At 65.7% G+C, this 271-nt stretch carries 1 protein-coding gene; it reads left to right on the top strand.

Annotated elements, in window-relative coordinates; all coding sequences use genetic code 11:
• The coding region (locus tag AC3II9_RS21815) for a PAS domain-containing protein (protein WP_489158791.1) at window positions 1-271 on the top strand (271 nt) is incomplete at both ends.

The raw sequence follows: 271 nt of genomic DNA, 5'->3' as shown, positions 1-271 counted from the left end.
CGTGCTCTTTTTGGCCTGCATCCCGGTGCCCCCGTCAGCTATGAAACCGCCTTTCTGGCGGGCCTGCATCCCGAGGATCGCGAAGGGGCCGACGCAGCGGTGCGCGCCGCGCTCGATCCGGCCGGCACCGGCATTTTCGACACCGAGTATCGGACCGTCGGGATCGAGGATGGAATCGAGCGGCATATCCATGCCCAGGGCCTGGCAATGTTCGAGGGGCAGGACCCGATCCGTCTTATCGGTACCGTGCAGGACATCACGGCCGATCGCC

It is taken from the genome of Lysinibacillus sp. RU7 (genome assembly GCF_057837305.1).
This window is presented reverse-complemented; position numbering and strand designations above follow the sequence as displayed.